We start from the raw sequence: 25,069 nt of genomic DNA on the forward strand, positions 1-25,069 counted from the left end.
GGTGGGCGGGATGCGATCGGTAGCATGGAGCCCATGACCACCCTCGCGCGCACCGCGCACGTCACGCGGCAGACCAGCGAGTCCAGCATCGACCTCCAGCTCGACCTCGACGGCACCGGCGCCTCCGAGATCACCACCTCGGTGCCGTTCTACGACCACATGCTCACCGCCTTCGCGAAGCACTCGCTCACCGACCTGAAGGTCACCGCCACGGGCGACACGCACATCGACGTGCACCACACCGTGGAGGACGTGGGGATCGTCCTCGGCCAGGCCATTCGCGAGGCGCTCGGCGACAAGTCGGGCATCGCGCGCTTCGGCGACGCGCTCGTGCCGCTCGACGAGGCGCTGGTGCAGTCGGTCGTCGACATCTCGGGCCGTCCGTTCCTCGTCCACTCGGGCGAGCCGACGGGCTTCGAGATGCACCTCATCGGCGGGCACTTCACCGGATCCATGGTCCGCCACGTCTTCGAGGCCATCACCTTCCACGCGGGCCTCACGGTGCACGTCACCGTGCTCGGCGGGCGCGACCCCCACCACATCGCCGAGGCGGAGTTCAAGTCCTTCGCGCGTGCCTTCCGCCAGGCCAAGGAGCTCGACCCGCGGGTGTCCGGCATCCCGTCCACCAAGGGCGCGCTGTGACGCGGCCCTCCGTCGTCGTCCTCGACTACGGCAGCGGCAACGTCCACTCCGCCGTCAAGGCGCTCGAGCTGGCGGGCGCGGACGTCGAGCTCACGGGCGACGCGACGCGGGCGCACGAGGCCGATGGCCTCCTCGTCCCCGGAGTCGGCGCCTTCTCGGCCGTCATGACCGCGCTGCGGAAGGCCGGTGGCGACCGCATCGTCGACCGTCGTCTGGCGGGAGGTCGTCCCGTCCTCGGCATCTGCGTCGGCATGCAGGTCATGTTCGACCGCGGCGTCGAGCGCGACGTCGACGTCGCGGGACTGGGCGAGTGGCCCGGCACGGTGGATCGCGTGCGGTCCGAGGTGCTCCCGCACATGGGGTGGAACACGGTCGAGGTCCCCGAAGGGTCCGCGCTGTTCTCCGGGCTGGAGGAGGAGCGCTTCTACTTCGTGCACTCCTACGCCGCACGGACATGGGGCATCGATCCGCTCCCTCCGCTGCCGGCACCTCGCGTCACATGGGCCACCCACGGCGAGCGGTTCGTCGCGGCCGTCGAGAACGGCCCGCTCTCCGCCACGCAGTTCCATCCCGAGAAGTCGGGAGCGGCCGGGATCCGGCTGCTCGCGAACTGGCTCGGGACACTCCGCGCCGCCTGACGCTCCGCACCCGCACCGCCGTCGCCGACGGCACCGCCCGCACGCCCGATCGATGGAAGGCCCCCATGAGCGAGTTCACCCGCACGCCCCGTCTGACCCTCCTGCCCGCCGTCGACGTCGCGGGCGGCCAGGCCGTCCGCCTCACGCAGGGCGCCGCCGGCACGGAGACCGGGTACGGCGACCCCGTCGACGCCGCCCGCGACTGGGCGGAGCAGGGAGCGGAGTGGCTGCACCTCGTCGACCTCGACGCCGCGTTCGGCCGCGGCGACAACCTGTCGGTCATCTCCCGCGTGATCCGCGCCATCGACGGCGTGCAGATCGAGCTGTCCGGCGGCATCCGCGACGACCGGTCGCTCGACGTGGCGCTCGAGAGCGGCGCGACGCGGATCAACCTCGGCACGGCGGCGCTGGAGAACCCCGAGTGGGCCGCCAGCGTCATCGCCCAGCACGGCGAGGCCGTGGCGGTCGGGCTCGACGTCCGCGGGCGCACGCTCTCCGCGCGCGGCTGGACGCAGGACGGCGGCGACATCTGGGAGGTGCTCGAGCGCCTCGAGGACGCCGGGTGCGCCCGCTACGTCGTCACCGACGTCACCAAGGACGGCACGCTCCAGGGCCCGAACCTCCAGCTGCTGCGCGACGTGCTGGAGCGCACCGAGCGCCCCGTCGTCGCCTCGGGTGGCGTCTCGAGCCTCGACGACATCGCCGCGCTCCGCGAGCTCGTGCCGCTCGGCCTCGAGGGCGCCATCGTCGGCAAGGCCCTCTACGCGGGCGCCTTCACGCTCGGCGAGGCGCTCGACGTCGCCGGGGATCGATGACCGGATCCACCCCGCACGCCGACTCGGCCGGGACCCCCTGGGCCGGCCGCTCGTTCGAGCCGACCCCGTTCCCGGACGACGACGGCTCCGCGCCGCCCGCCGTCGCGGAGGCGCTCGCGCGGCACGCGCGCGGCGAGGTCGGGCCGGCTGCGGTCGTGGAGGCCCTCCGGGACGCGCGCCTGCTGATCCCGCTCGTGGCGCGCCTCGGCGAGGAGGGCGAGGGAGCGCACGGCCTGAAGGCCGACAAGAGCGCCGAGCTGTCGATCATCACCGTCGCCGGTCCCGACGGCCGGAGCGTCATGCCCGTCTTCACGTCCGTCGCGGCGATGGGCAGGTGGAACGCGAAGGCGCGTCCCGTCCCCGCCGATGCCGTCCGCGTCGCGCTGGCGGCGGCGAGCGAGGAGACCGACCTCGTGGTCGTCGACCCGATGTCGGACACCGAGTTCGTGCTGCGCCGGCCGGCGGTGTGGGCGGTCGCGCGGTCGCTGCCGTGGATCCCGAGCCCCGAGGATCCGGAGGTCGTCCGGGCTCTCCGGGCGAGCGTCGCCGACGAGCCCGCGGTCGTGGACCTGAGCGTCGCGCCGGGTGATCCGCGGGCGCGCCTCGAGGGGCCCGAGCTGATGATCGCGCTCGAGCTCATCGACGGCTTGGATCGCGCGGCGTTGGATGCGCTGATCGCGCGGTTGCAGGGGGAGTGGTCCCGGAGCGCGGTCCTCGCCGATCGCGTCGACAGCATGGGCCTGCGCATCACTTCCGCGCGCTGAGCTGCCGTCTCGGCTCCTCCGGGAGGCGCTGTCCGGCGCCGTCCCGGAGCGACGGCCGCCTAGGAGACGGGCCCGGTGTACTTCTCGCCCGGTCCCTTGCCCACGGCGTCGGGGTACGGGGACGCCTCGCGGAAGGCGAGCTGGAGGGAGCGCAGGCCGTCGCGGAGGCTGCGCGCGTGCTGGTCGCCGAGCTCCGGGGAGGCGGCGGTGACGAGACCCGCGAGCGAGATGATGAGCTTCCGCGCCTCGGCGAGGTCGGTCTGCGTGGCCGGGTCGTCCGCGAGCCCGCACTTGACGGCGGCGGCGCTCATGAGGTGCACGGCCGTCGTCGTGATGACCTCGACGGCCGAGACCTCCGCGATGTCCCGCGCGTACTGGTCGGCCACGAAGTCGGCGGTGTCGTCGTCGGGGACGCCCGCGGCGGCGCCGGTCGCGTCGGCGGGCTCCTCGAAGCGGTGGACGTGCGCGTCGGGCGCGGTCGCCTCGGGATCGGGGGTCGGGTCGGTCATGTCTGTCCTCCTGCTCGGGGCGGCCGGACGGCGCAGGACCACCGCGGAGCCCATCGGCACCCGCCCTTCCGGGTCGGGGTCGGCGTCTGCTATGCTGATCGACGGCTCCGGGGCTGTCACAGTCCCGGTTCGAAAGAGGATTGATCTCCCACCCGCGCTTGACCGCCTCCATAGGTTACCGGGTCGATTTCGCTCCCCCGTCCGCACGGCGCCCCTCACCGGGACCGGAGGACGGGAGCCCCGCACACGCGGGGAATGGGCGTGTTGCCGAGTACGACGTACCGTCGCACCCTGGTGAAGAACTCTCCTCGTCTCGAATCCGAGCGGCACGCAGCCGCAGGGCCACCCGAAGACACGAAGAGGAGCAGTCCATCAGCGATCCCCGTACCAACGATCGAATCCGAGTTCCCGAGGTTCGCCTCGTTGGCCCAGCAGGCGAGCAGGTCGGCGTCGTATCCATCGACGTCGCACTCCGGCTCGCGCAGGAAGCCGACCTCGACCTCGTGGAGGTCGCGCCCAATTCCAAGCCCCCTGTGGCGAAGATCATGGACTACGGCAAGTTCAAGTACGAGGCCGCGCAGAAGGCCAAGGAAGCGCGTCGCAACCAGGCGAACACCATCCTCAAGGAGGTGCGCTTCCGCCTGAAGATCGACAAGCACGACTACGAGACCAAGCGCAAGCGCGCCGAGGGCTTCCTGCAGGACGGCGACAAGGTCAAGGCCATGATCCTGTTCCGCGGGCGCGAGCAGTCGCGTCCGGACCAGGGCGTGCGACTGCTCAAGATGTTCGCGGAGGACGTCGCCGAGTTCGGCAGCGTCGAGTCCACCCCCACGATCGACGGCCGCAACATGGTCATGGTCATCGGACCCCACAAGAACAAGTCCGAGGCCAAGGCCGAGGCCAACGCGAAGCGCGACGCCACCAAGGCGAGCGCACGAGAAGCGAGAGAAGAGAACAATGCCTAAGCAGAAGACCCACTCGGGTGCCAAGAAGCGTTTCAAGGTCACCGGCAGCGGCAAGATCATGAAGCAGCAGGCGGGCATGCGGCACAACCTCGAGGTCAAGTCCTCCAAGCGCAAGGCGCGACTCAACCAGGACCAGCCCCTGGCCAAGGCCGACATGAAGGTCGCCAAGAAGCTCCTCGGCCGCTAGGCCCCTCGTCGTCCGCGACACCTGAACTCGAATAGGAATCACTGAAATGGCAAGAGTCAAGAGGGCCGTCAACGCCCACAAGAAGCGTCGGGTCATCCTCGAGCGCGCCGCTGGCTACCGCGGGCAGCGCTCGCGCCTGTACCGCAAGGCCAAGGAGCAGGTCACCCACTCCCTCGTCTACGCGTACCGCGACCGCCGTGCGAAGAAGGGCGAGTTCCGCCGCCTCTGGATCCAGCGCATCAACGCCGCCGCCCGCGCGAACGGCCTGACGTACAACCGCCTCATCCAGGGCCTGTCGCTCGCCGGCGTCCAGGTCGACCGCCGCATCCTCGCGGAGCTCGCGGTCCACGAGCCCGCGACCTTCGCGTCGCTCGTGCAGACGGCCAAGGCCGCCCTGCCCGCGAACACCTCGGCCCCCAAGGTCGCGGCGAACGCGTAGCGCATCCCGCCCCACCGCCGACGGCGCGTCCCCATCCGGGGGCGCGCCGTTAGTGTTGGGCCATGCTCGACAACCCCCGCTCCCCGCGTGTCCGTGGCGTCGCCAAGCTCGCGAAGCGGGACGCGCGCGCCGACACGGGCCTCTTCCTCCTCGAGGGGCCGCAGGCCATCTCCGAGGCGCTCGCCTTCCGACCGGACCTCGTCCAGGAGCTGTTCGCGACGCCCACGGCCCTCGATCGCTACCCGGACCTGGCGCGCGCCGTCCGCGAGGCGGACGTCGAGGTCGAGTTCGTCACCGAGGACGTGATCGCGTCCATGGCCGACACGGTCACGCCGCAGGGCGTCGTGGGCGTCTGCCGGCAGTTCCCGACCTCGCTCAAGCAGATCCTGGGCGACGAGCCGCGCCTCATCGCGATCCTCGAGGAGGTGCGCGACCCCGGCAACGCGGGCACCATCATCCGCGCGGCCGACGCCGCGGGCGCCGACGCGGTCATCCTCACGGGACGCTCCGTCGACCTCTACAACCCCAAGGTCGTCCGCGCGACGACGGGCTCGCTCTTCCACCTGCCGGTCGCGATCATGCCCGAGCTCGACGCCGTGCTCGAGCGCGTGAAGGCGGCGGGGCTGCAGGTCCTCGCCGCGGACGTGAAGGGCGACGACCTCCTCGCGGAGCGCACCTCGGGCGGCCTCGCCGGTCCCACGGCCTGGCTCTTCGGCAACGAGGCGCGCGGTCTCCCGGACGAGCACCTCGCCCTCGCCGACCGCGCCGTCGTCGTGCCGATCTACGGACAGGCCGAGTCCATGAACCTGGCGACGGCCGCATCCGTCTGCCTCTACGAGTCCGCGTTCGCGCAGCGCGCCTGATCCTCCGGCGTCGGACACCTGTCGGGTGCCAGCTGTCTGACCGGCGCTGAGACCGCCCCTGATCGGCGGTAATGCGGCCTACGCGTCACGATGGGGTGACGATGCCGCGCGGAAACGCGGACGAAACACCGTCATGGATATGGTGTTCGCATGGAGCAGAGCCCGACGACGGACCCCGCCTCGCCCGCCGCAGCAGCGGTCGGCGAGCCCCTGGTCGTCGTATCCCACGTGAACAAGCACTTCGGGGACCTGCACGTCCTCAAGGACATCTCGACCACGGTGAACCGCGGCGAGGTCGTCGTCGTCATCGGCCCCAGCGGATCCGGCAAGTCGACGCTGTGCCGGGCGATCAACCGGCTGGAGACCATCGACGACGGCACCATCACGATCGACGGCCAGGACCTCCCGTCCGAGGGCGCTGAGCTCGCGCGCCTCCGCGCCGACGTCGGCATGGTGTTCCAGTCGTTCAACCTCTTCGCGCACAAGACCGTGCTCGAGAACGTGACGCTCGGGCCCATCAAGGTGCGCAAGCAGGGCAAGGCCGAGGCGGAGAAGCGGGCGATGGAGCTCCTCGACCGCGTCGGCGTGGCCAACCAGGCGCAGAAGATGCCGGCCCAGCTCTCCGGCGGCCAGCAGCAGCGCGTCGCGATCGCCCGCGCGCTGGCGATGGACCCGAAGCTGATCCTCCTCGACGAGCCCACGTCGGCGCTCGACCCCGAGATGATCACCGAGGTCCTCGACGTGATGGTCGGCCTCGCGAAGGACGGCATGACGATGATGGTCGTCACCCACGAGATGGGCTTCGCCCGCAAGGCCGCGGACCGCGTGATCTTCATGGCCGACGGCGCCATCGAGGAGGACACCACCCCGCAGGCCTTCTTCGACGACCCGCAGAGCCCCCGCGCGAAGGACTTCCTCTCCAAGATCCTCGCCCACTGACGCGCGCGGGGGGCACGCGCCCTCCCGCCCTCCCGCATCCGGACGCCGCCGAGGCAGGCGCGTCCGGGCGCCGCACCACGGCACGACCCGCACCACGCACCACGAGCGATCCCCATCGCCTCCGTCATCCACCTCACCAGCAGAGAAACGGGAACCATGAAGAACAGGAAACTGACCATCGCCGCGGCCGCCGCGATCGTCGTCGTCGCCCTCACGGGCTGCGGCGCCGCCGGCAGCGCGTCGAACAGCGGCATCGACGCCGGCACGAACGCCCCCGAGAACGGCGACGGCCCCTACAAGCTCGCGCTCGCGGAGAACCCGACGTTCGACGAGGGCACCACCATGGCGCGCCTCGCGGCCGCCGGCGAGATGAAGGTCGGCACGAAGTTCGACCAGCCGCTCTTCGGCCTCGCCGGCCTCGACGGCAAGCCGGCCGGCTTCGACGTCGCCATCGCGGCGCTCGTCGCCAGCAAGATGGGCATCCCGTTCGACGGCATCACGTTCACGGAGACGGTGTCCGCGAACCGCGAGCCCTTCATCCAGAACGGCTCGGTCGACGCGGTCGTCGCGACCTACACGATCAACGACAAGCGCAAGGAGGTCGTGGGCTTCGCGGGACCGTACTACGTCGCCGGCCAGGCGCTCATGGTCCTCGCGGACGACACCACGATCAACACGCCCGAGGACGTCCGCGGCAAGCAGGTCTGCTCCGTCGCCGGATCCACCCCTGCCGCGAACATCGAGGCCACCTACGGCGCGGTCGTCGTGCCGACCGACGTCTACAGCAAGTGCCTCGACCCGCTGCGCAACGGCCAGGTGTCCGCGGTCACGACCGACAACGTGATCCTCTCGGGCTTCATCGCGCAGAACGAGGGCGAGTTCAAGCTCGTCGGCGACGGCGAGACCTTCACCGAGGAGCCCTACGGCATCGGCGTCGCCAAGGACGACGTGGCCTTCCGCACCTTCATCGACGACACGCTGCAGGAGGCCTACGACGACGGCACCTGGGCGCGCCTGTTCGAGGCGACGGCCGGCACGGTCATCGACACGCCGCAGCCGCCGGCGATCGACCGCTACTAGTCCCACCGGGTCCCGCGTGCGCCGACGCGCGCGCGGGACCCTCCCTCGTCCGGGCACGAAGAGCCCGGATCCGACCATCGCCCGGCCGCGCCGGGCGCCGACCATAGGAGGTGCGCCGTGGATGTGATCCTCGACAATCTCGACGTGTTCCTGCGGGGGTTCGGCGGCACGCTGCGCCTCCTCGGCCTCACCGTGCTGTTCGCCCTCCCGCTGGGGATCGTGATCGCCGCGATGAGGATCTCGCCGGTGGCGAGCCTGCGCGCCACCTCCACGGTCTACGTCGAGCTGCTGCGGAACACCCCGCTGCTGCTCGTCTTCACCTTCTTCAGCGTCGTGATCACGTCGATCTCGGGCGCGCTGCCGTTCATGACGGCCGCGGTGCTCGCGCTCACGCTCTACACGGCGCCGTTCTTCGCCGAGGCGATCCGCTCCGGCATCAACAGCGTGCCGGTCGGCCAGGCCGAGGCCGCGCGCAGCATCGGGCTGACGTTCTCGCAGACGCTCGGGTCGGTCATCCTGCCCCAGGCCGTCCGCACGGTCATCCCGCCGCTGATCAACGTGGTCATCGCGCTGACCAAGAACACCTCGATCGCGGGCGCGTACTTCATCTACGAGCTGTTCAACGTGGGTCGCGACGTCGCGAACGCCAACGGGAACGCGGTCGTCTGGGTGTTCGTCGGCGTCGCGTTCTTCTACCTCATCATCACGGTCCCGCTCGGCCAGCTGGCGGACCACCTCGAGAAGCGAGTGGCGGTCTCCCGATGAGCCAGGTCCTCTACGACGTGCCCGGCCCGAAGGCCCGCCGTCGATCCCGCATCCTCTCCGTCGTCACGGGCGTCGTTGTCGTGGCCGTGCTCGCCTTCGCCGCGGTCAAGCTCCAGGAGGCTGGGCAGTTCAGCGCCGAGCGCTGGCTCGTGCTCAACGACCCGCTCGTGTGGGGCCTGCTCCTCAGCGGCCTGTGGGTGGTGCTGCAGTCGGCTGCCGTGGCCGCCGTCCTCGCGGTCCTCCTCGGCATGGTGCTGGCGCTCCTCCGGATGAGCGAGCACCGGGTCATCCGCTATGCCGTCACCGTCGTGCTCGAGTTCCTCCGCGGGATGCCCGTGCTGCTGATGATGCTGTTCATCTACCTGATCTTCCCGATCGGCCCGTACTGGTCGGTCGTCACCGCGCTCGCGCTCTACAACGGCGCGATCATCGGCGAGGCGCTGCGCTCGGGGATCCTCGGCCTCCCGCGCGGACAGCGCGAGGCCGGTCTCGCGATCGGCCTGCGCCCGCTGCAGAACCGGCTGCTCGTGGAGTTCCCGCAGGCGTTCCGCACGATGCTGCCGATCATCGTCGCCCAGCTCGTGGTGCTCATCAAGGACACCGCGCTCGGCACGATCGTCAGCCTCGTCGGCCTCACCAAGCAGGGCGAGCTGATCCTCGAGGCCACGAGCCGCGCCAACTCGCTGCCGATCTTCGTGGTGATGGTGGGCATGTACCTCGTGCTCAACCTCACCGTGTCGACCGTCGCGCGGCGCCTCGCCCGGAAGCGCGGACCGCGCGTGGCGAAGACCGTCGCAGCGGGGACCTCGCAGGGCGCGTAGGCGCGTCCCGGAGCCCGGTCGCGGGCCGGGAGCGCCGCCCCCGATCGGTAGACTCGGGCCTCATGTCCGAACCCCAGATCTCCGAGGAGACCGTCGGCGCCGCCGTGGAGCAGGCGATGGCCGCGCTCGCCGCGACCACCGGCTCCGCGTCGCTCGCCGAGGCGCGCTCCGCCCACATCGGCGAGGCCTCGCCGCTCGCCCGGCTGAACGGATCGCTCCGCTCGCTGCCGCCCGAACAGCGCAAGGACGCCGGCAAGCTCGTCGGCCAGTCGCGCGCCCGCGTCACGCAGGCGTTCCAGGCGCGCGAGGCGGAGATCCAGGAGCAGGAGGCCGCCGAGCGGCTCGTCGCCGAGGCCGTCGACGTCACCGCGCTGCCGAGCCGCTGGCGCGCCGGCGCCCGCCACCCGCTCACCATGCTCGAGGAGCGCATCGCCGACATCTTCGTCGGGATGGGCTGGCAGGTGAACGAGGGCCCCGAGCTCGAGAGCGAGTGGTTCAACTTCGACGCGCTCAACTTCCCGCCCGACCACCCGGCGCGCGCGATGCAGGACTCCTTCTACGTGGATCCGACCGACGCCCACCTGGTGCTGCGCACGCACACGTCGCCCGTGCAGATCCGCACGCTGCTCGCGGACGAGCTGCCCGTGTACACGATCGCCCAGGGCCGCACGTTCCGCAGCGACGAGCTCGACGCCACGCACACGCCCGCGTTCCGCCAGGTCGAGGGGATCGCGATCGACCGCGGCCTCACCATGGCGCACCTGCGCGGCACGCTCGAGCACTTCGCGCGCTCGATGTTCGGCGAGGACGCCCGCATCCGCCTGCGCCCCAACTACTTCCCCTTCACCGAGCCGAGCGCCGAGATGGACGTCTGGCACCCGGCCGCCGCGGGCGGACCCCGCTGGATCGAGTGGGGCGGCTGCGGCATGGTGAACCCGAACGTGCTGCGCTCCGCGGGCATCGACCCCGACGAGTACCAGGGCTTCGCGTTCGGCATGGGCACCGAGCGCACCCTCATGTTCCGCAACGACCTCTCCGACATGCGCGACATCGTCGAGGGCGACATCCGATTCGGCGCGCAGTTCGGGATGGTGGTGTAGTCGTGAGGATCCCGATCAGCTGGCTCGGCGAGCACGTCGAGCTCCCCGCGGGCGTGAGCCCCGAGGACGTCCACGCCTCCCTCGTGAAGGTGGGCCTCGAGGAGGAGGACGTGCACGCGTTCGCGATCTCCGGCCCCGTCGTCGTCGGGCAGGTGCTCGAGGCGAGCCCCGAGCCGCAGACCAACGGCAAGACCATCAACTGGTGCTCCGTCCGCGTCGCGCCCGAGGGCGCCACGGCGGCCGACGGCGGCGAGGACGTGCGCGGCATCGTCTGCGGAGCGCACAACTTCCGCGTCGGCGACAAGGTCGTGGTGAGCCTGCCCGGCGCGGTGCTCCCCGGCCCGTTCCCCATCAGCGCGCGGAAGACCTACGGGCACGTGTCCGACGGCATGATCGCGTCGTCGCGGGAGCTCGGCCTCGGGGAGGAGCACGACGGGATCCTCGTCCTCTCCTCGCTCGGCCTCGACCCGGAGGTCGGCACGGACGCGCTCGCGCTCCTGCACCTCGACGACCGCGCGGTGGAGGTGAACGTCACGCCCGACCGCGGCTACGCGTTCTCCATCCGCGGCATCGCCCGGGAGTACGCGCACGCCACGGGCGCCGCGTTCACCGACCCCGCCGACGCGCTCGCGCTGCTCGCGGCCGACGCGCCCGTCCAGGGCGTGGACGTGCGCGTCGACGACGCCGCCCCGATCCGCGGCCGTGTCGGCGCGGACGTGTTCGTCACGCGCGTGGTCTCCGGCCTCGACGTGTCCCGTCCGACGCCGCCGTGGATGGTGTCCCGGCTCACCCTCGCGGGCGTCCGGTCGATCTCGCTCGTGGTCGACATCACCAACCACGTCATGCTCGAGCTCGGTCAGCCGCTGCACGCGTACGACCTCGACCGGCTGCAGGGCGGCATCGTCGTCCGCCGCGCGGCCGATGGGGAGACGCTCGTCACGCTCGACGGGCGCGAGCGCGCGCTCCACGTCGAGGACCTCGTCATCGCCGACGGCTCGGGCCCGGTCGGGCTCGCGGGCGTGATGGGCGGCGCGGCCACCGAGATCGGCGCCGGCACGAGCCGCGTGCTGATCGAGGCGGCGGGCTTCGACCCCGTGTCGATCGCGCGCACCGCCCGTCGGCACAAGCTGCCGAGCGAGGCGTCCAAGCGCTTCGAGCGGGGCGTGGATCCCCGCATCGCCCCCGCCGCCGCGGCGCGCGCCGTGCAGCTCCTCGAGGAGCTCGCCGGCGGCCACGCGAAGGGCATCGGCTCCGTCCTCGACACGACGGCGCCGCGCGAGGCGATCGAGCTGCCCCGGGGCTACCCGGCGTCGCTCGTGGGCGTCGACTACACGGCGGACGAGGTGCGCCACGCGCTCGTCGACGTGGGCTGCGCGCTCGAGGAGCGCGACGGCCTGCTCGTCGTCACGCCGCCGACGTGGCGCCCGGACCTGCGCCACCGCGCCGACCTCGTGGAGGAGGTCGCGCGCATCGTCGGCTACGACCGGATCCCGGCCGTGCTGCCCGTCGCGCCTCCCGGCCGCGGGCTGACCGCCGCCCAGCGCCTCCGTCGGCAGGCTTCGATCGCGCTCGCCGCGGGCGGGCTCACCGAGGTCATGGGATCGCCGTTCGCCTCCGAGGCGCAGAACGCGCGCTTCGGCGCGGCCGACCGCGACGACGCCCCCGCGGTGCGCCTCGCGAACCCGCTCGACGTCGCGTTCCCGTACCTCCGCCGCTCGCTGCTGCCGGGGCTCATCGACATCGCCCGCCGCAACCTGTCGCGCGGATCCACGGACCTGGCGGTCTTCGAGACCGGCACCGTGTTCCTGCCCCGCGCGGGCGTCGCGTACGGCTCTCCCGAGATGCCGCCCGGCGCCGCGCGCCCCGACCCGGACGCCCTGCAGGCGCTCGACGCGGGCATCCCACCGCAGCCGCGCCACGTCGGCGTGCTGATCCTCGGCGACGCCGTGCCGAAGCAGCCGGGCACCCCGGCGCAGCGCGCGGGACTCGTCGACGCGCTCGACGCCGTCCGGCAGCTCGCGCACGCGGTGGGCGTGGAGATCCGCTTCGAGCAGGGTGCCCACATCGCGATGCACCCGGGACGCACGGCAGCGGTCGAGGCCGTGACCGCGGACGGTCCCGTGATCGTGGGCTTCGCCGGCGAGCTGCTGCCCGCGCTCGCCGCCGAGCTCGACCTGCCCGAGCGCGTGGCGCTCGCCGAGGTCGACCTCGACCGGCTCGTGGAGCTCGCGGGCGGCGCGGTCGAGGTGCGCACGCTCACCTCGATGCCCGTCGCCACGCAGGACCTCAGCCTCGTGGTGCCGCTCGAGGTGCCGGCGGGTCAGCTCCTCCGCACGGTGATCGAGGGGGCCGGCGAGCTGCTCGAGTCCGCTCGGCTGGTGGACGACTACCGCGGTCCCGGCGTCGCGGACGGCACCCGCTCGCTCACGTTCGCGCTCCGCTTCCGCGCGCCCGACCGCACGCTGACCGCGGCCGAGGCGAGCGAGGCGCGCGACGGATCCGTGCGGCTGGCCGCCGAGCGCTTCGGCGCGGCGCTCCGGGAGTAGGCACCGCCGCGGCGGTCGCGGCACGGCCATCCGCGTGGGCGGGCTCCTCCCCAGGGAGGGCCCGCCCGCGCGTGCGTCTGCGGGTGCCCGCCCGGCGGGACCCCTCCGGCACCGGCACTAGATTTGATGCATGTCATTCTCAGTCGCCGTCGCGGGCGCGAGCGGCTATGCCGGCGGGGAGCTCCTCCGCCTGCTCGCCGACCACCCGCGCCTCGAGGTCCAGACGCTCACCGCCTTCCAGAACGCGGGCGAGCGTCTGCGTCAGGTGCACCCGCACCTCACCTCGTACGCCGACCGCACCTTCGTCGAGACGACGGCAGAGCAGCTGGCCGGCCACGACGTGGTCTTCCTCGCGCTGCCGCACGGGAAGTCCGGCGCCATCACGGCCGAGCTCGACGACCAGACGCTCGTGGTCGACTGCGGTGCCGACCACCGGCTCGTCGACGAGGCCGCGTGGGACGCGTTCTACGGCGGCGACTTCGCGGGCGCCTGGCCCTACGGCCTGCCCGAGCTGCTGCACGCGGAGGAGGGCGGGACCCAGCGCACGCGCCTGTCGGGCGTGAAGCGCATCGCGGTGCCCGGCTGCAACGTCACGGCCATCACGCTCGGGCTGCAGCCCGGCATCCGCGCGGGCGTCATCGAGCCGGAGGACATCGTCGCCGTGCTGGCCGTCGGCCCGTCCGGTGCGGGGCGATCGCTCCGCACGAACCTGCTGGCGAGCGAGATCCTCGGCTCCGCGAGCGCCTACGCGGTCGGGGGCACCCACCGCCACACGCCGGAGATCCGGCAGAACCTCGAGACGGCGGGCGGCGGGCACGTGAGCGTCTCGTTCACGCCCGTGCTCGTGCCGATGGCCCGGGGGATCCTCGCCACGGCCACCGCGCGCATCGCCCCCGGCTTCTCCGCGCACGACGTGCGGGCGGCGTGGGAGCTCGCCTACGCCGACGAGCCCTTCGTGCACCTGCTGCCGGAGGGCTCGTTCCCGAACGTGTCCGACGTCACGGGCTCGAACACCGCGCTCGTGGGCCTCGCGATCGACGAGGCAGCGGGCCGCGTCGTCACGGTCACGGCCATCGACAACCTGGTCAAGGGCACGGCGGGCGCGGCGATCCAGTCCGCCAACATCGCGCTCGGCCTCCCCGAGGCCATGGGCCTCCCGGTGAACGGGGTGGCCCCGTGAGCGTCACCGCCGCGCGCGGCTTCGTCGCCGCGGGGGTCGCCGCCGGCCTCAAGTCCACTGGCGCGCTCGACGTCGCCCTCGTCCGCAACACCGGCCCGTCGCAGGCCGCCGCCGCGGTCTTCACCAGCAACCGCTGCCAGGCCAACCCCATCCTCTGGTCGCGCCAGGCCATCGGCGACGGCCGGGTCAGCGCCGTCGTCCTCAACTCGGGCGGGGCGAACTGCTACACGGGATCCCGCGGGTTCCAGGTCACGCACGCCACCGCCGAGGCGGTCGGCCGCGCGCTCGACGTCTCGAGCGGCGACGTGCTCGTCTGCAGCACCGGCCTCATCGGCGAGCAGCTGCCGCTCGACAAGCTCGAGGACGGGGTGGCCCGCGTGGCCGTGGCCCTCGGCACGGGCGGCGGGGACGACGCGGCGCGCGCCATCATGACCACCGACACGAAGCCGAAGCAGTCCGTCCGCGCGTCCGACGCCGGCTGGACCGTCGGCGGCATGGCCAAGGGCGCGGGCATGCTCGCGCCGGGGCTCGCCACCATGCTCGTCGTGATCACCACCGACGCCGACCTCGACGCCGCCGCGCTCGACGCTGCGCTCCGCGAGTCCACGCGCGTCACGTTCGACCGCCTCGACTCCGACGGCTGCATGTCCACCAACGACCAGGTCACGCTCCTGGCCTCCGCCGCCTCGGGCGTCGTGCCCGACGCGGACGAGTTCCAGGCCGCGCTCACCGCGGTGTGCGCCGACCTCGCCGAGCAGCTCCAGGCCGACGCCGAGGGCGCGTCGCACGACATCGCCATCGAGGTCGTCCACGCGGCGTCCGACGGCGACGCCGTCGAGGTGGGTCGCGCGGTCGCCCGCAGCAACCTCTTCAAGGCCGCCGTCTTCGGCAACGACCCCAACTGGGGCCGCGTGCTCGCGGCCGTCGGCACCACGGACGCCGCCTTCGACCCCTACGGCATCGACGTCGCCATCAACGGCGTCCAGGTGTGCCGCGCGGGCGAGCCGCACGAGAGCCGCGACCTGGTCGACCTCCACCCGCGCGCCGTGCACGTGCTCATCGACCTGCACGTGGGCGAGGCGACGGCGACCATCCTCACCAACGACCTCACGCACGACTACGTGCACGAGAACAGCGCGTACGCCAGCTGATGGGCGGCGCAGACGGGACGGACGTGACCGCCATCACGCAGGACGCCGCCGAGCGCGACCAGGCGCAGGCCGAGTCGAAGGCCGCGACGCTCATCGAGTCGCTGTCGTGGCTGCAGCGCTTCCACGACCGCATCGTGGTCGTGAAGTTCGGCGGCAACGCCATGGTCGACGAGGACCTCACGCGCACCTTCGCGGAGGACGTCGTCTACCTCCGCTACGCGGGGCTGCGTCCCGTCGTCGTGCACGGCGGGGGGCCGCAGATCAGCGCGATGCTCACGCGCCTCGGCATCGAGAGCGAGTTCCGCGGGGGATACCGCGTCACCACGCCCGAGGTGCTCGAGGTCGTCCGCATGGTGCTCACCGGGCAGGTCAGCCGCGACGTCGTGCGCGGCATCAACGCGCACGGCCCGCTCGCTGCCGCCGTCTCGGGCGAGGACGCGGGGCTCTTCACGGGCCGCCGCCGTGGCGCGGTCGTCGACGGCGTCGAGGTCGACCTCGGCCTCGTGGGCGACGTCGTCTCCGTCGACCCCACGGCCGTGCTCGCGCAGCTCGACGCCGGCCGCATCCCCGTCGTCTCGTCCATCGCGCCCGACGAGTCCGACCCGGCCGTGTCGCTCAACGTCAACGCCGACGCCGCGGCCGCCGCGCTCGCCGTGGCCCTCGGCGCCGAGAAGCTCGTGATCCTCACCGACGTCGCCGGCCTCTACCGCGACTGGCCCGACCGCGGATCCCTCGTCTCCGACATCCGCGCGGATGAGCTCCGCGCCCTGCTGCCCTCGCTCGAGTCGGGCATGATCCCCAAGATGGCGGCATGCCTCGAGGCCGTCGACGGGGGAGTGCCCAAGGCCGCGATCATCGACGGCCGCATCCCGCACTCGATGCTCCTCGAGATCTTCACCACGAACGGAATCGGAACGGAGGTCGTGCCCGCATGACCACGACCCAGCCAGAGCGCCGCACCACCCAGACCGAGAGCGAGTGGTCCGACCGGTTCCAGGCCGCCATGATGCGCTCCTCCCCGCCGCCGCTCGCCATGCTCGTGCGCGGCGAGGGCTGCCGCGTGTGGGACTCGACGGGCCGCGAGTACCTCGACTTCCTCGCCGGCATCGCCGTCAACTCGCTCGGGCACGCGCACCCGGCGCTGATCCGCGCCGTCACCGAGCAGGTGTCCACGCTCGCGCACGTGTCCAACTACTTCGCCACGCCGCCGCAGATCGCGCTCGCCGAGCGCCTCCGCCGCATCACGGGCGCGGGCGACACGGGCCGCGTCTACTTCGGCAACTCGGGCGCGGAGGCGAACGAGGCCGCGTTCAAGCTCGCGCGCCGCAACGGATCCGACCGGCGCACGCGCGTCATCACGCTGCAGGGCTCGTTCCACGGCCGCACGATGGGCGCGCTCGCGCTCACCGGGCAGCCCGCGCTGCAGGCGCCGTTCCTGCCGCTGCCCGGCGGCGTCGAGCACATCGCGCCGACGCTCGAGGCGCTCGAGGCGGCGATCGACGACACCGTCCAGGCGCTCATCCTGGAGCCGATCCAGGGCGAGGCCGGCGTGGTCGACCTGCCCGCCGGCTTCCTCCGCCGCGCCCGCGAGCTCACGCGCGAGCACGGCGCGCTGCTCATCCTGGACGAGATCCAGACCGGCGTCGGCCGCACCGGGCGCTGGTTCGCCTACGAGCACGAGGGCGTGCGGCCCGACGCGGTCACGATCGCCAAGGGCATCGCGGGCGGCGTCCCCATCGGCGCGCTCGTCGCGTTCGACGCCGCGGCCGACCTCCTGCAGAAGGGCCAGCACGGATCCACCTTCGGCGGCAACCCGCTGGCCACCGCGGCCGGGGACGCGGTCCTCGCCGAGATCGAGGAGGCCGGGCTCGTCGAGAACGCCGCGCGACGCGGGGAGGAGATCCGCGCCGCCATCACGGGCCTCGACTCCCCGCTCGTCGCCGAGGTGCGCGGGCGCGGCCTCCTCATCGGCGTCGGCCTCCACCACGAGGACGGCGGGCGGATCGCCGCCGCCGCGCTCGGCGAGGGCCTCATCATCAACGCGCCGAACGCGCGGAGCCTCCGCATCGCGCCGCCGCTCATCGTGGGCGACGCCGAGGTGCGGGACTTCCGCGAGCGGTTCGGCCGCGCCCTGGCGCACCTGCGCTGACCCGGGCGGGAGGCCGCCGGCGCGAGCGCCTGCGCCTCCCGCCGCACCCGCCGACGGGCACCCCCGCGCGGGGGTGCCCGCGGACGGATCCGCCCCCGCACGTCCCCTAGGCTTGTCTGATCCGCCAGTCCCCCGAGAGCGAGCGATGCGATGACCCGCCACTTCCTGCGCGACGACGACCTGACCCCGGCCGAGCAGGCCGAGGTCCTCGATCTGGCGGTGCAGCTGAAGCGCGAGCGCTGGTCCGAGCGCCCCCTCGCGGGCCCGCAGACGGTCGCCGTGATCTTCGACAAGTCCTCGACCCGCACGCGCGTCTCCTTCGCCGTCGGCATCGCCGACCTCGGGGGCGTCCCGCTGATCATCAGCACCGCCAACAGCCAGCTCGGCGGCAAGGAGACCGCGAGCGACACCGCGCGCGTGCTCGAGCGCCAGGTCGCGGCCATCGTCTGGCGCACCTACGCGCAGTCCGGCCTCGAGGAGATGGCGGCCGGCACGCGGGTCCCCGTCGTCAACGCCCTGTCGGACGACTTCCACCCGTGCCAGATCCTCGCCGACCTGCTCACGATCCGGGAGCACCGCGGCGACCTCGCCGGCCAGACCCTCGTGTTCCTCGGCGACGGCGCGAGCAACATGGCGCACTCCTACCTGCTCGGCGGGGTGACGGCGGGCATGCACGTCCGCATCGCCGCCCCCGCGGGCTACGTGCCGACAGCCGCCGTCGTCGCCGACGCCGAGCGCATCGCCGCGTCCACGGGCGGCTCGGTCAAGATCCTCGCGGATCCCGTCGAGGCCGTCACCGGCGCCGACGTCGTCATCACCGACACCTGGGTGTCGATGGGCCGCGAGGAGGAGAAGGCCGTGCGGCTCGCCGAGCTCGGCGCCTACCAGGTCACGACCGAGCTCATGGAGCACGCGGTCGACGACGCGATCTTCCTGCACTGCCTTCCCGCCGACCGCGAATACGAGGTGGCCTCCGAGGTCATCGACGGCCCGCGATCGGTGGTCTGGGACGAGGCGGAGAACCGCCTCCATGCCCAGAAGGCGCTGCTCGTCTGGCTCCTGCGCCAGTCCTGACGCAGCCCCACACCCCGAGACACCTCAGCAACGAAACGGAGAACGGCATGGCCGAACGCGTGGTACTGGCATATTCCGGCGGACTCGACACCTCGGTCGGCATCGGCTGGCTCAAGGACGCGACCGGCAAGGAGGTCGTGGCCCTCGCCGTCGACGTCGGCCAGGGCGGCGAGGACATGGAGGTCATCCGGCAGCGCGCGCTCGACTGCGGCGCGGTCGAGGCCGTCGTGGTGGACGCCAAGGACGAGTTCGCGGACGACTACATCGTGCCCGCGCTCAAGGCCAACGCGCTCTACCAGAAGCGCTACCCGCTGGTCTCGGGCCTCAGCCGCCCGCTGATCGCCAAGCACCTCGCCCGCGTCGCCCACGAGCTCGGCGCGAACAGCGTCGCCCACGGCTGCACCGGCAAGGGCAACGACCAGGTGCGCTTCGAGGCGGCCGTCGCCGCGCTCGCGCCCGACCTCACCTCCATCGCGCCCGTCCGCGACCTCGCCCTCACGCGCGACAAGGCCATCGTCTACGCGAACGAGCACGACCTGCCCATCGAGCAGAGCAAGAAGAGCCCGTACTCGATCGACAAGAACGTGTGGGGCCGCGCGGTCGAGACCGGCTTCCTCGAGGACCCGTGGAACGGCCCCATCGAGGACCTCTACGAGTACACGCAGGACCCCGACGTGCTGCGCGAGGCGACCGAGGTCACCATCACGTTCGAGGCGGGCGTCCCCGTCGCGATCGACGGCGTGCGCTACTCGCCGCTGCGCATCGTCCAGGAGCTCAACGCCGCCGCCGGCGCGCACGGCATCGGCCGGATCGACGTGGTCGAGGACCGGCTCGTCGGCATCAAGAGCCGCGAGGTCTACGAGGCCCCCGCGGCCATGACCCTCATCGAGGCGCACGAGGAGCTCGAGAGCCTCACCATCGAGCGCGACCTCGGCCGCTACAAGCGCGGCGTCGAGAAGGACTGGGCGAACCTCGTCTACGACGGGCTCTGGTTCTCCGGCCTCAAGCGCTCGCTCGACGCGTTCATCGAGGACTCGCAGCGCCACGTCTCCGGCGACATCCGCATGACGCTCCGCGGCGGACGCGCGGTCGTCACCGGCCGCCGCAGCGAGTCGAGCCTGTACGACTTCGACCTCGCCACCTACGACACGGGCGACACGTTCGACCAGTCGCTGTCCAAGGGCTTCATCGAGCTGTGGTCGCTGCCGAGCAAGATCTCGGCGCGTCGCGACCTCACGGTCGAGCAGGCCGCGCTGGCGGCCGACGCCGCGCCCGCCGCGGAGTAGCCGCATGACCGAGAGCACGGATCCGTCCTCCCGCGCGGGCGAGGCGGGCGCCCTCTGGGGCGGCCGCTTCGCCGGCGGCCCGTCGCCCGAGCTCGTGGCGCTCAGCCGCTCGACGCACTTCGACTGGCAGCTGGCGCCGTACGACATCGCCGGATCCCGGGCGCACGCCCGTGCCCTCGCGGCAGCCGGATACCTGTCGGACGCCGAGCGGCAGGCCATGCTGCAGGCGCTCGACACCCTGGAGGACCGCGTGCGCTCGGGCGCGCTCGTCGCCTCCGAGGCGGACGAGGACGTGCACGGCGCGCTCGAGCGCGGGCTCATGGACATCGCGGGCACCGAGCTCGGCGGCAAGCTCCGCGCGGGCCGCAGCCGCAACGACCAGATCGCCACGCTCGTCCGGATGTACCTGCGCGACCACGCGGCGTCCCTCCACGCGATGCTCGTGCAGCTGGTCGACGCGCTGGCCGCGCAGGCCGAGGCGGCGGGCGGCGCGATCATGCCCGGCCGCACGCACCTGCAGCACGCGCAGCCGGTGCTCCTCGCGCACCACCTGCTCGCGCACTGCTGGCCGCTGGTCCGCGACCTCGACCGCCTCGCCGACTGGGACGCCCGCGCCGACGTCTCGCCCTACGGATCCGGAGCGCTCGCGGGATCGACCCTCGGCCTCGACGCCGGCGCGGTCGCCCGCGACCTCGGCTTCGCGCGCAGCTCCGAGAACTCGATCGACGGCACGGCGGCGCGCGACGTCGTGGCCGAGTTCGCGTTCGTGCTCGCGCAGGTGGGCATCGACCTGTCGCGCCTCAGCGAGGAGATCATCCTCTGGAACACGCGCGAGTTCGGGTTCGTCACGCTGAGCGACTCGTACTCGACCGGGTCGTCGATCATGCCGCAGAAGAAGAACCCCGACATCGCGGAGCTCGCCCGCGGCAAGTCCGGGCGGCTCATCGGCAACCTGGCCGGCCTGCTGGCGACCCTCAAGGGCCTCCCGCTCGCGTACAACCGCGACCTGCAGGAGGACAAGGAGCCGGTGTTCGACTCGGTGCAGACCCTGGAGGTCCTGCTGCCCGCGTTCACCGGCATGATCGCGACCTTGCGCTTCGACGCCGACCGCATGGCCGAGCTCGCCCCGCAGGGCTTCTCGCTCGCGACCGACGTGGCCGAGTGGCTGGTGAAGCACCGCGTGGCCTTCCGCGACGCGCACGAGATCACGGGCGAGCTCGTGAAGGCCGCGGAGTCCCGGGGCGTCGGCCTCGAGGATCTGACCGACGAGGACCTGCGGGCCGTCTCGCCGCACCTGGTGCCGGAGGTCCGCGAGGTCCTGAGCATCGAGGGATCCGTGGCGAGCCGCGACGGCGTCGGCGGCACCGCGCGTGTCCGGGTCGACGAGCAGCGCGCCGAGCTGGTGCGCCGCGTGGCGGAGCTGCGGGCGCGGGCCGATGCCGCGGCCGAGCGCCGGGCGTCGTCCTCGGGGCAGGCGTCGGCGTGACGCTGTCCAACGGCCGTCGTCCCGAGCGGCCCGAGCCGCGGCACCGCTGGCTCCTGCCGCTCGTCATCGGGGTGGCCGTCGCCGTGCTGGTGTTCGTGGTGGTCGTCGCGACCCTCAACGGCGAGCTGATCTGATCCCCGCGTGATCGACGCGGCCTTCTTCGCGCGCGACGCGGTCGAGGTCGCGCCCGCGCTCCTCGGCGCGATCCTGTCGCGCGACTCCGACGAGGGCCGCGTCTCCGTGCGCCTGACCGAGGTGGAGGCGTACCGCGGGGTGGGCGAGGATCCCGGATCGCACGCCTTCCGCGGGAAGCGCGCGCGCAACGCCACGATGTTCGGCCCGCCCGCCCGCCTCTACGCGTACTTCACATACGGCATGCACACGTGCGCGAACATCGTCTGCGGTCCCGAGGGCGCGAGCGCCGGGGTCCTGCTGCGCGCCGGCGAGATCGTCGAGGGCGCCGACCTCGCGCGGCGCCGCCGGGGTGCCGCCGTCCGCGACCGCGACCTGGCGCGCGGCCCCGCGCGTCTCACCGTCGCGCTCGGCATCCCGCTGTCCGACGACGGCGCGCCGCTCGACGCGGCGCCGTACGCGCTCGTCCTGCCGGACGCGCCGCTCGCGCGGCCGGCATCGGGTCCGCGCGTGGGGGTGTCCGGTCCGGGCGGATCCGGGGAGCTCTTCCCGTGGCGCTTCTGGGTGCCGGGCGACCCCACCGTCTCGCCCTATCGCGCCCACGTGGCGCGCGTCCGGCGCTGAGCGGTCGCGGCTCGCGGGCTAGCGGACGACGAGCACGACCGCCGCGCACGTCGCGGCCCACAGCCAGCTGACGAGCGTGCCGATGATGAAGCGCTCCCGCGCCTCCGCCGCTTCGCCGAGCTCGGAGAAGCGGCCGACGCCCTTGATGGCGATGACGACCGCCAGCGCCTCGGGGTAGCCCGCGAGGATGACGGCCACGACGGCCAGCCGTTCGAGCATGCCGATCGTGGCACCGCCCCGCAGCACCTCACGGGTCGGCCGACGCCGCGCGGCCGGCTCGTCCTCCTGCCCACGCGGCGCCACCAGGATCCCGCCGTACGCACCGGGCGGCACCGAGCCGCGCGTCGCGAGGGCGAGCACGACGGTGGACGCGGATCCGCCTCCCAGCACCGCGAGCACGACGGCGACGAGCCCGAGGTACCCGACGACCAGCGGGGACGCGACGCCGTCGAGCGCGAGCCCCAGCATCACCGCGGCGGCGAGAGCCGCGGCAGCCCCGGCGACCGTGCCCGCGCGCGGGGAGCGCACGGCCAGCAGGGCGAGCACGAGGGCCGCGGTGGTGAGCACGCAGAGGACGATCCAGGCCGCGACCTCCGCCGGGGTGCCCGCGGGGATCACGAGCGCGCTCCGTCCCGCGTGCCCGCGGGAGCCCCTGCCGCCGATGCGCCGGCGTCCAGGTGCGCCAGCAGCGCCTCGAGCCCGGGGATGGCGGCGCGCTCGGCCCGCCACCCGGTCGTGCGGAGTCGCGTGCTCACCGCCTGCGGGGTGATCCCGAGCGCGGCGGCCACCTCGCGCTGCGTCCCGCCGTCGGACATGCGGTCGACGACGTCCCAGCCCTGCGGGGTGCGCCGGTCCCGTGCGAGCAGCAGCAGGGTGATGAGCGCCTCCACCTCCGCGGCGCCGGGCAGCCCGGATGCGGGGCCGCCGTCGGCGCGCGCGGTCGGCGGATCCGTGGCGAGGGCGAACCGCGTGGCGCTCCGCTTGGCGGTGGTGACCGCGTCGCGTGCGGCGATGAACGCCGGGCCCGTCGCCTCCCGCGTCGCCCGCGGGAGCGGCATCCGCACCGTCCCGATCCCGAGGCCGACGCTCCAGTGCCCGGCGCGCGTGAGCAGCAGCACGATGTCGAGGGCGGTGGCGGCGTCGGCGACGAGCGCCTGCACCTCGTCGCCGGACGTGCGGTCGACCGGCAGCGCCAGGCGGCCCGCGTAGCGTGCGGCGAGGTCGTCCCGTCCGGTCCCGGCCCGGTCGATGTCGTGTCGGCTGGCCTTCTGGTCGGCCGTGATGGCGAACATGCGCTCTCCTCACATCTGTCAAGTCCCTGAGCTTGATGATGGCACATCAATGCCCAGAACTTGACTCGATGTGATCAACGCCATCGGATTGATGCACCCGTCCGACGGTGCACGCCAGCATGACGCGGACCACCGACGTCCGACCCGTCGGCTCGCGCCGCGTCCCCCCGTCCCGGCGGTGCCCCGCTGGTACCGTGATCGGGTGACGAACGCCGATCCCGACCTCCTCTCCTCCCAGCGCAACGACCCGTCCTTCGAGGACGTGTGGGAGGAGATCGTCTGGCGCGGGTACGTGCACGTGTCCACGGACCGGGATGCGCTGAAGGAGCTGCTGTCCGGTCCGCCCATCACCTACTACTGCGGCTTCGACCCCACCGCGCCGAGCCTGCACCTCGGGAACCTCGTGCAGCTGCTCCTGATGCGACGCCTCCAGCTGGCCGGGCATCGTCCGCTCGGCCTCGTGGGCGGGTCGACCGGCCTCATCGGCGATCCCCGGCCCACGGCCGAGCGCACCCTCAACAGCCCGGAGGTCGTGGCGGAGTGGGTGGGCCGCGTGCAGGCCCAGGTGTCGGCCTTCCTCAGCCCCGAGGGCGACAACGCCGTGCGGATCGTGAACAACCTGGACTGGACGGCGCCCATGGGCGCCATCGACTTCCTCCGCGAGGTGGGCAAGCACTTCCGGGTGGGCACCATGCTCAAGAAGGACGCGGTGAGCGCACGCCTCAACTCCGACGAGGGCATCAGCTACACCGAGTTCAGCTACCAGATCCTGCAGGGTCTCGACTTCCGGGAGCTGCACCGCACGTACGGGTGCGTGCTGCAGACCGGCGGCAGCGACCAGTGGGGCAACCTCACGAGCGGCACCGACCTGATCCGGCGCAGCGAGCGGAGCACCGCGCACGCCATCGGCACGCCCCTGATCACCAACTCCGACGGCACCAAGTTCGGCAAGAGCGAGGGCAACGCGGTGTGGCTCGATCCCGAGCTCACGAGCCCGTACGCCTTCTACCAGTTCTGGCTCAACACCGACGACGCCGACGTGATCCACCGTCTGCGCATCTTCACGTTCCTGGACCGGGCGCGACTCGACGAGCTCGCCCGCGCCGTGGAGTCCGAGCCGTTCCGGCGCGAGGCGCAGCGCGCGCTCGCGTGGGAGGTGACGTCGCTGGTGCACGGGGTCGCGGCGACGGAGTCCGCGATCGCCGCGGCGCAGGCCCTGTTCGGGCAGGGCGAGCTGACCGCGCTCGACGAGCCGACGCTCCGCGCGGCCCTCGGCGAGCTGCCGTCCGCGGAGATCCCGGCCGGCACGACGGTGATCCAGGCCCTCGTCGACACGGGGCTGGTCTCGAGCGCAGGGGAGGCCCGGCGCGCGATCACGCAGGGCGGCGTGTACGTCAACAACGTGGCCGTGAGCGATTCGGCGGCCGTCGTGGACGACCTCCTGCACGGCAGTTTCGCCGTCATCCGCCGGGGCAAGAAGACGCTCGCAGGCCTCACCGTCAGCTGAATGCAGCCGTGATCGGGTCTTCCCCGAGGACGCCTGTACGACACGCCCGGGATGCGGGTTGTTTTGCGGGGGTGGGGTGGTCCGCGTAATGTCTCCTCTTGTCGCCGGAACGGGC

The 25,069-nt window shown here is 72.8% G+C and carries 27 protein-coding genes; 24 read left to right on the forward strand and 3 right to left on the reverse strand.

The features are described from left to right. The first annotated feature begins 33 nt into the window (after nucleotides 1–33). From hisB to ITJ44_RS13290, 4 genes are all read left to right on the forward strand, one after another. Nucleotides 34–642, forward strand: a complete 609-nt coding sequence (gene hisB / locus ITJ44_RS13275) for an imidazoleglycerol-phosphate dehydratase HisB (RefSeq protein ID WP_194636020.1) — start codon at nucleotides 34–36, stop codon at nucleotides 640–642. Continuing rightward, on the forward strand, nucleotides 639–1,280 hold the full coding sequence (hisH, locus tag ITJ44_RS13280) for an imidazole glycerol phosphate synthase subunit HisH (RefSeq protein ID WP_194636021.1): 642 nt from the start codon (nucleotides 639–641) through the stop codon (nucleotides 1,278–1,280). The genes hisB and hisH overlap by 4 nt, the downstream gene beginning before the upstream one ends. 65 nt (nucleotides 1,281–1,345) lie before the next feature. Beyond that, nucleotides 1,346–2,095, forward strand: a complete 750-nt coding sequence (gene priA / locus ITJ44_RS13285; RefSeq protein WP_194636022.1) for a bifunctional 1-(5-phosphoribosyl)-5-((5-phosphoribosylamino)methylideneamino)imidazole-4-carboxamide isomerase/phosphoribosylanthranilate isomerase PriA — start codon at nucleotides 1,346–1,348, stop codon at nucleotides 2,093–2,095. After that, complete coding sequence (locus tag ITJ44_RS13290) at nucleotides 2,092–2,859, forward strand: SseB family protein (RefSeq protein WP_194636023.1); 768 nt, start codon at nucleotides 2,092–2,094, stop codon at nucleotides 2,857–2,859. Before priA ends, ITJ44_RS13290 begins: the two co-directional genes overlap by 4 nt. 59 nt (nucleotides 2,860–2,918) lie before the next feature. Here ITJ44_RS13290 and ITJ44_RS13295 read toward each other — a convergent pair whose 3' ends face one another. Further along, nucleotides 2,919–3,368 (reverse strand): DUF1844 domain-containing protein, encoded by a 450-nt coding sequence (locus ITJ44_RS13295; RefSeq protein ID WP_194636024.1) that lies wholly within the window; start codon nucleotides 3,366–3,368, stop codon nucleotides 2,919–2,921. Between the two features lie 371 nt (nucleotides 3,369–3,739). Here ITJ44_RS13295 and infC point away from each other — a divergent pair, with 371 nt between their 5' ends. The 19 genes from infC (at nucleotide 3,740) to ITJ44_RS13390 (ending at nucleotide 22,155) form a co-directional block, all read left to right on the forward strand. Then, on the forward strand, nucleotides 3,740–4,333 hold the full coding sequence (gene infC / locus ITJ44_RS13300) for a translation initiation factor IF-3 (protein WP_015490649.1): 594 nt from the start codon (nucleotides 3,740–3,742) through the stop codon (nucleotides 4,331–4,333). Next, nucleotides 4,326–4,520, forward strand: coding sequence for a 50S ribosomal protein L35 (rpmI, locus tag ITJ44_RS13305; RefSeq protein ID WP_012298616.1), 195 nt, complete (start codon nucleotides 4,326–4,328; stop codon nucleotides 4,518–4,520). Before infC ends, rpmI begins: the two co-directional genes overlap by 8 nt. Before the next feature lie 46 nt (nucleotides 4,521–4,566). Next, nucleotides 4,567–4,959 (forward strand): 50S ribosomal protein L20, encoded by a 393-nt coding sequence (rplT, locus tag ITJ44_RS13310; protein ID WP_012038696.1) that lies wholly within the window; start codon nucleotides 4,567–4,569, stop codon nucleotides 4,957–4,959. Between the two features lie 62 nt (nucleotides 4,960–5,021). Next, nucleotides 5,022–5,822 carry an RNA methyltransferase gene (locus tag ITJ44_RS13315; protein ID WP_194636025.1) on the forward strand — a complete coding sequence of 267 codons (801 nt, stop codon included), beginning with the start codon at nucleotides 5,022–5,024 and terminating at the stop codon, nucleotides 5,820–5,822. Nucleotides 5,823–5,972: 150 nt separating this feature from the next. Further along, complete coding sequence (locus tag ITJ44_RS13320; protein ID WP_370551701.1) at nucleotides 5,973–6,761, forward strand: amino acid ABC transporter ATP-binding protein; 789 nt, start codon at nucleotides 5,973–5,975, stop codon at nucleotides 6,759–6,761. 156 nt (nucleotides 6,762–6,917) lie between these two features. After that, complete coding sequence (locus ITJ44_RS13325) at nucleotides 6,918–7,841, forward strand: glutamate ABC transporter substrate-binding protein (RefSeq protein ID WP_194636026.1); 924 nt, start codon at nucleotides 6,918–6,920, stop codon at nucleotides 7,839–7,841. Between the two features lie 117 nt (nucleotides 7,842–7,958). Then, the gene (locus tag ITJ44_RS13330) at nucleotides 7,959–8,606 is read left to right on the forward strand and encodes an amino acid ABC transporter permease (RefSeq protein WP_194636027.1); all 648 of its coding nucleotides are present in this window, start codon (nucleotides 7,959–7,961) and stop codon (nucleotides 8,604–8,606) included. After that, on the forward strand, nucleotides 8,603–9,427 hold the full coding sequence (locus tag ITJ44_RS13335; RefSeq protein ID WP_194636028.1) for an amino acid ABC transporter permease: 825 nt from the start codon (nucleotides 8,603–8,605) through the stop codon (nucleotides 9,425–9,427). The genes ITJ44_RS13330 and ITJ44_RS13335 overlap by 4 nt, the downstream gene beginning before the upstream one ends. A gap of 62 nt (nucleotides 9,428–9,489) precedes the next feature. Next, nucleotides 9,490–10,527 carry a phenylalanine--tRNA ligase subunit alpha gene (gene pheS / locus ITJ44_RS13340; RefSeq protein ID WP_194636029.1) on the forward strand — a complete coding sequence of 346 codons (1,038 nt, stop codon included), beginning with the start codon at nucleotides 9,490–9,492 and terminating at the stop codon, nucleotides 10,525–10,527. Nucleotides 10,528–10,529: 2 nt separating this feature from the next. After that, the gene (gene pheT, locus ITJ44_RS13345; protein ID WP_194636030.1) at nucleotides 10,530–13,073 is read left to right on the forward strand and encodes a phenylalanine--tRNA ligase subunit beta; all 2,544 of its coding nucleotides are present in this window, start codon (nucleotides 10,530–10,532) and stop codon (nucleotides 13,071–13,073) included. Between the two features lie 130 nt (nucleotides 13,074–13,203). Then, nucleotides 13,204–14,253, forward strand: coding sequence for an N-acetyl-gamma-glutamyl-phosphate reductase (gene argC, locus ITJ44_RS13350; RefSeq protein WP_194636031.1), 1,050 nt, complete (start codon nucleotides 13,204–13,206; stop codon nucleotides 14,251–14,253). After that, nucleotides 14,250–15,404, forward strand: coding sequence for a bifunctional glutamate N-acetyltransferase/amino-acid acetyltransferase ArgJ (gene argJ, locus ITJ44_RS13355; RefSeq protein ID WP_194636032.1), 1,155 nt, complete (start codon nucleotides 14,250–14,252; stop codon nucleotides 15,402–15,404). The genes argC and argJ overlap by 4 nt, the downstream gene beginning before the upstream one ends. A gap of 23 nt (nucleotides 15,405–15,427) precedes the next feature. After that, nucleotides 15,428–16,339 carry an acetylglutamate kinase gene (argB, locus tag ITJ44_RS13360; RefSeq protein WP_194636033.1) on the forward strand — a complete coding sequence of 304 codons (912 nt, stop codon included), beginning with the start codon at nucleotides 15,428–15,430 and terminating at the stop codon, nucleotides 16,337–16,339. Continuing rightward, nucleotides 16,336–17,553: an acetylornithine transaminase gene (locus tag ITJ44_RS13365; protein ID WP_194636034.1), complete on the forward strand. Its 1,218-nt coding sequence runs from the start codon at nucleotides 16,336–16,338 to the stop codon at nucleotides 17,551–17,553. The genes argB and ITJ44_RS13365 overlap by 4 nt, the downstream gene beginning before the upstream one ends. 150 nt (nucleotides 17,554–17,703) lie before the next feature. Beyond that, a complete protein-coding gene (argF, locus tag ITJ44_RS13370) occupies nucleotides 17,704–18,627 on the forward strand; it encodes an ornithine carbamoyltransferase (protein WP_194636035.1) in 924 nt (307 codons plus the stop codon). 47 nt (nucleotides 18,628–18,674) lie between these two features. Next, nucleotides 18,675–19,913 carry an argininosuccinate synthase gene (locus ITJ44_RS13375; protein WP_194636036.1) on the forward strand — a complete coding sequence of 413 codons (1,239 nt, stop codon included), beginning with the start codon at nucleotides 18,675–18,677 and terminating at the stop codon, nucleotides 19,911–19,913. A gap of 4 nt (nucleotides 19,914–19,917) precedes the next feature. Further along, nucleotides 19,918–21,399, forward strand: a complete 1,482-nt coding sequence (argH, locus tag ITJ44_RS13380; RefSeq protein WP_194636037.1) for an argininosuccinate lyase — start codon at nucleotides 19,918–19,920, stop codon at nucleotides 21,397–21,399. Continuing rightward, nucleotides 21,396–21,533, forward strand: coding sequence for a hypothetical protein (locus ITJ44_RS13385; RefSeq protein WP_194636038.1), 138 nt, complete (start codon nucleotides 21,396–21,398; stop codon nucleotides 21,531–21,533). Before argH ends, ITJ44_RS13385 begins: the two co-directional genes overlap by 4 nt. A 7-nt stretch (nucleotides 21,534–21,540) precedes the next feature. Next, complete coding sequence (locus ITJ44_RS13390; protein WP_194636039.1) at nucleotides 21,541–22,155, forward strand: DNA-3-methyladenine glycosylase; 615 nt, start codon at nucleotides 21,541–21,543, stop codon at nucleotides 22,153–22,155. 18 nt (nucleotides 22,156–22,173) lie between these two features. Here the strand turns inward: ITJ44_RS13390 and ITJ44_RS13395 are convergent, their stop codons facing one another. Next, a complete protein-coding gene (locus tag ITJ44_RS13395; protein ID WP_194636040.1) occupies nucleotides 22,174–22,773 on the reverse strand; it encodes a hypothetical protein in 600 nt (199 codons plus the stop codon). Continuing rightward, nucleotides 22,770–23,447: a DNA-binding protein gene (locus tag ITJ44_RS13400; RefSeq protein ID WP_194636041.1), complete on the reverse strand. Its 678-nt coding sequence runs from the start codon at nucleotides 23,445–23,447 to the stop codon at nucleotides 22,770–22,772. The genes ITJ44_RS13395 and ITJ44_RS13400 overlap by 4 nt, the downstream gene beginning before the upstream one ends. Before the next feature lie 202 nt (nucleotides 23,448–23,649). On the opposite strand from ITJ44_RS13400, the gene tyrS reads away from it, so the two are divergent. Continuing rightward, nucleotides 23,650–24,954 (forward strand): tyrosine--tRNA ligase, encoded by a 1,305-nt coding sequence (tyrS, locus tag ITJ44_RS13405; RefSeq protein WP_194636042.1) that lies wholly within the window; start codon nucleotides 23,650–23,652, stop codon nucleotides 24,952–24,954. The last annotated feature ends 115 nt before the right edge of the window (nucleotides 24,955–25,069 follow it).

It is taken from the genome of Clavibacter sp. VKM Ac-2873 (assembly GCF_015351075.1).
Classification (GTDB): domain Bacteria; phylum Actinomycetota; class Actinomycetes; order Actinomycetales; family Microbacteriaceae; genus Clavibacter.